Source organism: Rhizobacter sp., assembly GCF_035702065.1.
Taxonomy (GTDB): domain Bacteria; phylum Pseudomonadota; class Gammaproteobacteria; order Burkholderiales; family Burkholderiaceae_C; genus Rhizobacter.
This window is the reverse complement of the sequence record NZ_DASSRA010000140.1, coordinates 1-7,662: the sequence shown is the minus strand read 5'-3', so window position 1 is coordinate 7,662 and position 7,662 is coordinate 1. Positions and strand designations below refer to the sequence as shown.

General features: G+C 69.1%; 7 protein-coding genes and 1 pseudogene. All 8 read left to right on the top strand.

The features are described 5' to 3' along the window. Window positions 1–328 (top strand): annotated as a pseudogene (locus VFL64_RS06530) (cyclase family protein); the annotation flags it as partial. Between the two features lie 20 nt (window positions 329–348). Continuing rightward, window positions 349–1,905, top strand: coding sequence for a class I adenylate-forming enzyme family protein (locus VFL64_RS06525; protein ID WP_489539569.1), 1,557 nt, complete (start codon window positions 349–351; stop codon window positions 1,903–1,905). A 1-nt stretch (window position 1,906) separates the two neighbouring features. Further along, window positions 1,907–2,377, top strand: coding sequence for a GNAT family N-acetyltransferase (locus tag VFL64_RS06520; protein WP_489539568.1), 471 nt, complete (start codon window positions 1,907–1,909; stop codon window positions 2,375–2,377). Between the two features lie 141 nt (window positions 2,378–2,518). After that, window positions 2,519–4,069 (top strand): carboxylesterase/lipase family protein, encoded by a 1,551-nt coding sequence (locus VFL64_RS06515; protein WP_489539567.1) that lies wholly within the window; start codon window positions 2,519–2,521, stop codon window positions 4,067–4,069. 8 nt (window positions 4,070–4,077) lie between these two features. Continuing rightward, complete coding sequence (locus tag VFL64_RS06510) at window positions 4,078–5,259, top strand: CaiB/BaiF CoA transferase family protein (protein ID WP_489539566.1); 1,182 nt, start codon at window positions 4,078–4,080, stop codon at window positions 5,257–5,259. Further along, the gene (locus tag VFL64_RS06505) at window positions 5,256–6,053 is read left to right on the top strand and encodes an enoyl-CoA hydratase (RefSeq protein WP_489539565.1); all 798 of its coding nucleotides are present in this window, start codon (window positions 5,256–5,258) and stop codon (window positions 6,051–6,053) included. Before VFL64_RS06510 ends, VFL64_RS06505 begins: the two co-directional genes overlap by 4 nt. A gap of 9 nt (window positions 6,054–6,062) precedes the next feature. Continuing rightward, the gene (locus VFL64_RS06500; protein WP_489539564.1) at window positions 6,063–6,809 is read left to right on the top strand and encodes an enoyl-CoA hydratase/isomerase family protein; all 747 of its coding nucleotides are present in this window, start codon (window positions 6,063–6,065) and stop codon (window positions 6,807–6,809) included. Between the two features lie 54 nt (window positions 6,810–6,863). Then, window positions 6,864–7,559, top strand: a complete 696-nt coding sequence (locus VFL64_RS06495) for a GntR family transcriptional regulator (protein ID WP_489539563.1) — start codon at window positions 6,864–6,866, stop codon at window positions 7,557–7,559. The last annotated feature ends 103 nt before the right edge of the window (window positions 7,560–7,662 follow it).

Sequence of the window (7,662 nt, the reverse complement as noted above, 5' to 3'; positions counted from 1 at the left end):
CAACAACGCCTGTGCCGCGCTCGACGGGCGCGACGAGCGCCTGCTGCAGTGGATAACCGACAGCGGCGTGGCCGCCCTCATCGCCGACAACTATGCGGTGGAGGCCTACCCCGCGCGCGAGGCCGAAGGCGATGGCGCGCGCGCCGCGCTGCCGCTGCACGAGCACTGCCTCTTCAAGCTGGGCGTGCCGCTGGGCGAACTGTGGTTCCTGAGCGAGCTGGCGGGCTGGCTGCGCGCCCACAATCGTTCGCGCTGCCTGCTCACCGCACCGCCGCTGCGCCTGCCGGGCGCGGTGGGTTCCCCGGTCACCGCCGTGGCCACTGTCTGACCCTTCTTCTCACGCTTCCCATGGCCCCGATCGCTGCCCCCTTCGAGAACGACTACGGCGTCATCGCCGACCTGATCCGCAAGCACGCCAAGCGTGACCCTTCGCACCTGGCCGTCATCGACAAGACCGCGAGCGTCACCTACGCCCAGCTCGACGCGATGATGGACCGCGTGGCCGCCGCGCTGAAGCGCGATGGCGTCAAGCCTCAGCAGGCCATCGCCATCTGCGCCTACTCGTCGGTGCACTACGCGGCCATCTTCCTCGGCGCGCTGCGCGCCGGCGTGGTGGTGGCCCCGCTGGCTCCCGGGTCCACGCCCGAGCAGCTGCAGGGCATGCTGAAGGACGCCGACGCGAAGATCCTCTTCACCGAAGCCGCCATCGGCGAAGCGGTGAAGGCCGCCGAGGCGTTGCGCATCCCGCGCGTCTCGCTCGACGGCTCGCCCGTCGGGAAACAACTGGTCGACTGGGTTGCCCCCGCCGGCACCAAGTTCAAGGCCGTCACCCCCGAACCCGACTGGGCCTTCAACATCATCTATTCGTCGGGCACCACCGGCACGCCCAAGGGCATCGTGCAGCCGCACAAGATGCGCTGGGCCCACGTGCGCCGTGGCGGTGGCGCCTACCAGTACGGCCCCGGCGGCACCACCATCCTCGCCACGCCGCTCTACAGCAACACCACGCTGGTGGTGTTCTTCCCCACGCTGGCCTGGGGCGGCACGCTGGTGCTGATGCCCAAGTTCGACGCCAAGGCTTACCTCGAACTCGCGCAGAAGCACCATGCCACCCACACCATGCTGGTGCCGGTGCAGTACTCGCGCATCATGGCCGTGCCGGAGTTCGACACCTACGATCTCTCGTCCTTCAAGTTCAAGTTCTGCACCAGCGCGCCCTTCGGCGCCGCGCTCAAGGCCGACATCCTGAAGCGCTGGCCGGGTGGCCTGGTCGAGTTCTACGGCATGACCGAAGGCGGCGGCAGCTGCATCCTCGAAGCCCACACCTACCCGACCAAGCTGCACACCGTGGGCAAGCCGGCCGAAGGCCACGACATCCGCCTGATCGACGACAACGGCCAGGTCGTGCCGCAAGGCGAGATGGGCGAGGTGGTGGGCAAGAGCGTCTCGATGATGACCGGCTACCACCAGCAGCCCGGCAAGACGCGCGAGGCCGAGTGGTACAGCCCGGAAGGCGAGCGCTTCATCCGCACCGGCGACGTGGGCCGCTTCGACGAAGACGGTTTCCTCACGCTGATGGACCGCAAGAAGGACATGATCATCAGCGGCGGCTTCAACATCTACCCGAGCGACCTGGAGGCCATCCTGCGCCAGCACGCCGCCGTGGCCGACGTGGCGGTGGTGGGCGTGCCCTCCGAGGCCTGGGGCGAGACGCCGGTGGCCTACGTGGTCAAGAAGCCGGGCGAGCCCATCACCGCACAGGCGCTGCAGGACTGGTTCGCCGACCAGGTGGGCAAGACGCAGCGTGTCTCCGCGGTGCACTTCATCGACGAGCTGCCGCGCAGCGCCATCGGCAAGGTGCTCAAGCGCGAGCTGCGCGACAAGCACGTGGCCGCAGGTGCCTGACATGAACATCGACATCGACGACCCGGCCCGCGCCGACGTGTACGCATTGCTCGACGAACACTTGCGCAACATGCACGAACTCTCCCCGCCCGAAAGTGTTCATGCCCTCGACGTGAGCGGCCTGAAGAGACCCGACATCACCTTCTGGTCTGCGCGAGAAGGCGGCCAGCTGCTCGGATGCGGCGCCCTCAAGGAACTCGGGCCCGAGCACGGAGAGATCAAATCGATGCGAACGCCAACGGCCCTGCGTCGCAGAGGTGCAGGGCGTGCCGTGCTGAACCACATCCTGGCTGAAGCGCATCGGCGCGGATACAAGCGTCTGAGCCTTGAAACCGGGCCCGCTCAGACGTTCCGCGCCGCGCACGAACTCTACGAAAGCGTCGGGTTCCAGCACTGCGGCCCGTTCGGCGACTACAAGCTGGACCCCTACAGCGTCTTCATGACGCTTGAGCTGCCCAGCCGTGCTGGCTGAGTTCTCCTTCGAACCGGCGTCCGTTGCCTCTCGGCCTGCAGTTCTCTTTCGGGACACTGATTCACCGCGCTAACCCGGTTGACCCGCCCTGTAGATATCTATATCTTCAACAGATATATCTATAAACAGGGAGCGTCACCCATGACCGATTCACCGGTGGTCGACACCACCTCCGGCCGCCTGCGCGGCGCGTTCGAGCGCGGCGTGGCCGTGTTCAAGGGCATCCCCTACGGTGCCCCCACCTCGGGTTCGCGGCGCTTCCTGCCGCCGCAACCCGCACCGCACTGGCCCGGCGTGCGCGATGCGCTGGCCTATGGCCCCTGCGCCCCACAGCCCGAGACGCCGCGCACCCGCCTCTTCCAGTGGCTGCAGAGCGACAGCCCGCAAGGCGAAGACTGCCTGGTGCTCAACGTCTTCACTCCCGCTGCCGATGCCGCCAGGCGCCCGGTGATGGTCTACCTGCACGGTGGGGCCTTCTCATTCGGCGCCGGCAACACGCCGGTGCTCGACGGCAGCGCGCTCGCCGCGCAGGAAGACGTGGTCGTGGTCACCGTGAACCACCGGCTCAACCTCTTCGGCTACCTCTGCCCCACGCCCGGCGCAGACACGCGCTTCGCAGACGCCGGCAACGCCGGCATGCTCGACCTGGTGCTGGCCCTGCAATGGGTGCGCGCCAACATCGGCGGCTTCGGCGGCGACCCGGGCTGTGTCACGCTCTTCGGCCAGTCGGGTGGTGGCGCCAAGGTGGCCATCCTGATGGCGATGCCCGCGGCGCAGGGCCTGTTCCACCGCGCCATCGTGCAGAGCTCGTCCTCGGGCTTCCACGTGCAGGAGCACGGCGAATCGCTGCGTGCCACGCAGCAGCTCTTCGAAGAGATCGGCCTCACGCCGGGCAACTTCGCGGCCCTGCAGAAGCTGCCGGCCGCCGACCTGGTGCGCGCAATGCAAAACGTGGTGGCGGCCAATGGCGGGCAGGACGACTTCCGCCCCGTGATCGATGGCCGCACACTCACCGGCCACCCCTTCTATCCGCAGGCCCCGGCAATCTCGGCACACATCCCGCTGCTGATCGGCGCCACCCGCACCGAAGCCACCTTCTTCCTGGCCATCGACCCGTCGAACTTCACGCTCGCGGCCGAAGAGGCCTACCAGCGCGTCAAGCGCTTCATGAAGATCGACGACGTGCAGGCCGACGCGCTGATCTCGGTCTACCAGGCCCAGCACCCGCAAGCCTCGCCGAGCGAGGTGCTGGCCTTCATCGCCAGCGACCACATGTACCGCTGCACGAACATCGCAGGCGCCGAGCAGAAGGCCGTGCAAGGGGGCGCACCCGTCTTCATGTACGAGTTCGCCTGGGAGAGCCCGGTCTTCAACGGTCGGCTGCATTCGCCGCACACGGCCGAGCTGCCCTTCGTCTTCGGCAACCTCGATGCGGCCGCGCCCTTCACCGGCCAGGGGCCCGAGCTCGCGCCGCTGGCACAGCGGATGATGAAGGCCTGGGCGAGCTTCGCCCGCACCGGCCACCCCGGCACCCATGAGCTGCCCGCCTGGCCGCCTTTCACACCCGAAGCGCGCATGACGATGGTGTTCGACACCGAATGCCAGATCGTGAGTGACCCGCGCGGCGCCGAGCGCGAAGCCATGCGCCGCCTGCCGGCCTTCCGCCCCGGGGGGCCGCTCAACTACCGATAAGAGGTTTCATGCCGCTGTCGAAGTACACCGTTCTCGACCTCACCATCGCCCGCGCCGGCCCCACCGCCGTGCGCCTGCTGGCCGACTGGGGCGCGCGGGTGGTCCGCATCGAGCCGCCACCCGAGCGGTCGCCCGGCAACATCACGGGCGCCATGCGGCGCAGCGCCGACGAGCAGAACCTGCACCGCAACAAGCGCAGCCTGTGCATCGACCTCAAGCACCCGCAAGGCCTGGCGCTGCTGCACACCCTGGTCAGGCAGGCCGACGTGGTGGTGGAGAACTTCCGCGCCGACGTGAAGGAGCGGCTGGGCCTCGGCTATGAGCAGCTCAAGGCCGCGAACCCGCGCATCATCCTCGCCAGCATCTCGGGCTTCGGCCAGAGCGGGCCCTACCGCGACCGTCCGGGCGTCGATCAGATCGTGCAGGGCCTGGCCGGCTTGATGTCCATCACCGGCGAGCCGGGCCGCGGGCCGATGCGTGCGGGCATCGCGGTCTCGGACACCTCCGCCGGCATGTTCCTCGGCCAGGGCATCCTGCTCGCGCTGCTGCACCGCGAGCACACGGGCCAAGGGCAATGGGTGCACACCTCGCTGCTCGAGGCCATGCTCAACAAGCTCGACTTCCAGGGCGCGCGCTACACCATGAGCGGCGAGGTGCCCGGCCAGCAGGGCAACTTCCACCCGACCGCCGTGCCCATGGGCGTGTTCGAGGCACGCGACGGGCTCGTCAACCTGGCCGCGAGCACGCAGAAGATGTGGGTGGCGCTGTGCCAGGCGCTGCGCGCCGACTGGCTGTTCAACGATGTCGACTACGCCAACGTGCGCCTGCGCGTGAAGCACCGCGAGCGGCTCCATGCCAACCTGAACGCCATCACGCGCGACTTCAGCGTGGCTGAGCTGGTCGACAAGCTCAACGCCGTCGGCGTGCCCTGCGGCCCGATCAACGACATCGCCCAGGCCTTCGAAGACACCCAGACGCAGCACCTGCGCATGACGCGCACGGCGCCCCACCCCGCGCTCGGCGAGGTGAACCTGGTGCGCTCGCCGATCAACCTCTCGGCCTTCCCGCACCCCGAGGCCTTCCACCACGCCGCGCCCGATGCCGGCGAGCAGACGCACGAGCTGCTGCGGGAGTTCGGCTACGACAGTGCGGCCATCGAGCGACTGAAGCAACAGGGAGCGATTGCATGAACCTCAGCCTCCAGACCGACAAGCTGCTGGCCCACACCGAAGGCGGCATCGGCTGGCTGACCTTCAACAACCCCGAGCGGCGCAACGCCATCTCGCTCGCAATGTGGGCCGGCCTGGGCGACGCGCTGCAGGCCTTCCAGGCCGACGACAGCGTGCGCGTGGTGGTGCTCAAGGGAGCCGGTGGCAAGGCCTTCGCCTCCGGCGCCGACATCTCCGAGTTCGGCGAGAAGCGCGCCAATGCCGAGCAGCGCAAGCAATACGGCGAGGTGGCCGAGGCCGGGCGCGTGTGGCTGTCCAAGCTCGACAAGCCGCTGATCGCGATGATCCAGGGCTACTGCATCGGCGGTGGGTTGGCCGTCTCGCTGGCGGCCGACGTGCGCATTGCGGCCGAGGGCTCCACCTTCGGCATCCCCGCCGCCAAGCTGGGCCTGGGTTACGACTACGCCGGCGTGGCCGCGCTGGCGCGGCTGGTGGGGCCGTCCACCGCCCGCGACATCCTCTTCTCGGCCCGCTTCTTCGATGCCGACGAGGCGCTGCGCATGCGCCTGGTCAACTCCGTCGTGCCCGAGGCCGAGCTGGAGACACGCGTGCGCCGCTACGCCGAGACGCTGGCGCGCAATGCGCCGCTCACGATCCGTGCGGCCAAGGCGGCGGTCAACACCTTCGAGCGCTACTCGCAGGCTGAAGCTGGCGAGGTGGCTGCGCTGGTCGATGCCTGCTTCAACAGCGACGACTACGCCGAGGGCCGGGCCGCCTTCGCCGAGAAGCGCCTGCCGCGGTTCCTGGGACGCTAGAGTTCCGGGATGACGCCTGAACTCCTCATCGAAGGCCACGTGGCCACCATCACCCTGCGCCGCGCGCGCCAGGCCAATCGCCTTGACCCCGACGACGTGGCCGCGCTCGTGGAGCACGTCGCCACCGTCAACGCCCGCGACGAGGTGCTGGTGCTGCGCCTGCAGGCCACCGGCAAGTACTTCTGCAGCGGCTACGACATCACCGCCATCGGCGGCCCACGCACGCTGCGCTTCGACCAGATGGTGGATGCGTTCGAAGACGCCCGGCCCGTCACCATCGCCGTGCTGCAAGGCGGCGTGTACGGCGGCGCGACCGACATGGCGCTGGCGTGCGACTTCCGCATCGGCTCGCACGATGTCGACATGTTCATGCCCGCCGCACGCCTGGGCCTGCACTTCTACCAGCGCGGCCTGGAGCGCTACGTGAGCCGCCTGGGCGTGGACATGGCCAAGCGCCTCTTCCTCACCGCCGAGAAGATCGGCGCCGAGGACATGCACCGCTGCGGCTTTCTCACCCACCTGGTGGCCTCGTCGGGCGAGCTGCACCCCACGGCCGACCGGCTGACCGAGACGCTGGCCGGCATGGCGCCGCTGGCCCTGCTGGGCATGAAGAAGCACCTCAACCGCATCGCCCGCGGCACGCTGGATGCCGGCGAGCTGCAGCGCGACATCGCCCGGGCCGCCCAGTCCGACGACCTCAAGGAAGGTGCCGCCGCCTGGGCCGCCAAGCGGCCGCCTCGCTTCAGCGGGCGCTGACACGCCACGAAAGAGGGGGTTTTCCGATGACCTGCCGTGCTACGTTCCGCGCCCATGGATAGACCCAAGACCCCCGTGACCAGCATCCAGGAGCGCATCCGCACCAGCATCGAGAGCGAGATCCTGAGCGGGGTGCGGCCGCCCGGCAGCGCCATCGACGAGAAGGCGCTGGCGGCCAGCTTCAACGCCTCGCGCACCCCGGTGCGCGAGGCCCTGATGCTGCTGTCGGCGCAGGGGTTGGTGCACATCGCGCCGCGCTCGGGCATCTATGTGCGGCGCCCGAGCGCAGCCGAACTGGCGGCGCTGCTGGAAGCGCTGTGCGAGATCGAATCGACGCTCGCGCGACTGGCGGCCCGGCGTGTCACGCCTGAAGCGAGAGATGGGCTGGTGCAGGCCCTGGCAAGCGCGTCGCGAAGCGCTGCGGCCGCCGACGGCAAGGGGTATGCCGCGGCCAACACGGCCCTGCACGAGCTCATCTACTCGGCCAGCGGCAACCCGGTGCTCGTGGACCATGCGCGCAGCGCACGCAAGCGCCTGGCGGCGTTTCGCTTGCGCGGCTTCGAGCAGCCGGGCCGGCTGCAGACCTCCGACCGCGAGCACCATCGCATCGTCGAGGCCATCTGCCGCGGCGATGCCGACGAGGCCGCCGCCGCCATGCGCGAACACATCTCGGCCGGCGGCGAGGCGCTGGTGGCGCTGCTGCTGGCCAGCAGCGCCTTGGGGTCTGGGGCGACCCTCAGTACTTCTTGAGCTGCGCCAGGAGGTCGGCGTGGAAGTTGGCATCGCCGTAGAGCTCCTGCAGCACGCGGGCGCGCTTCATGAAGAAGCCCATCTCGAACTCGTCGGTCATGCC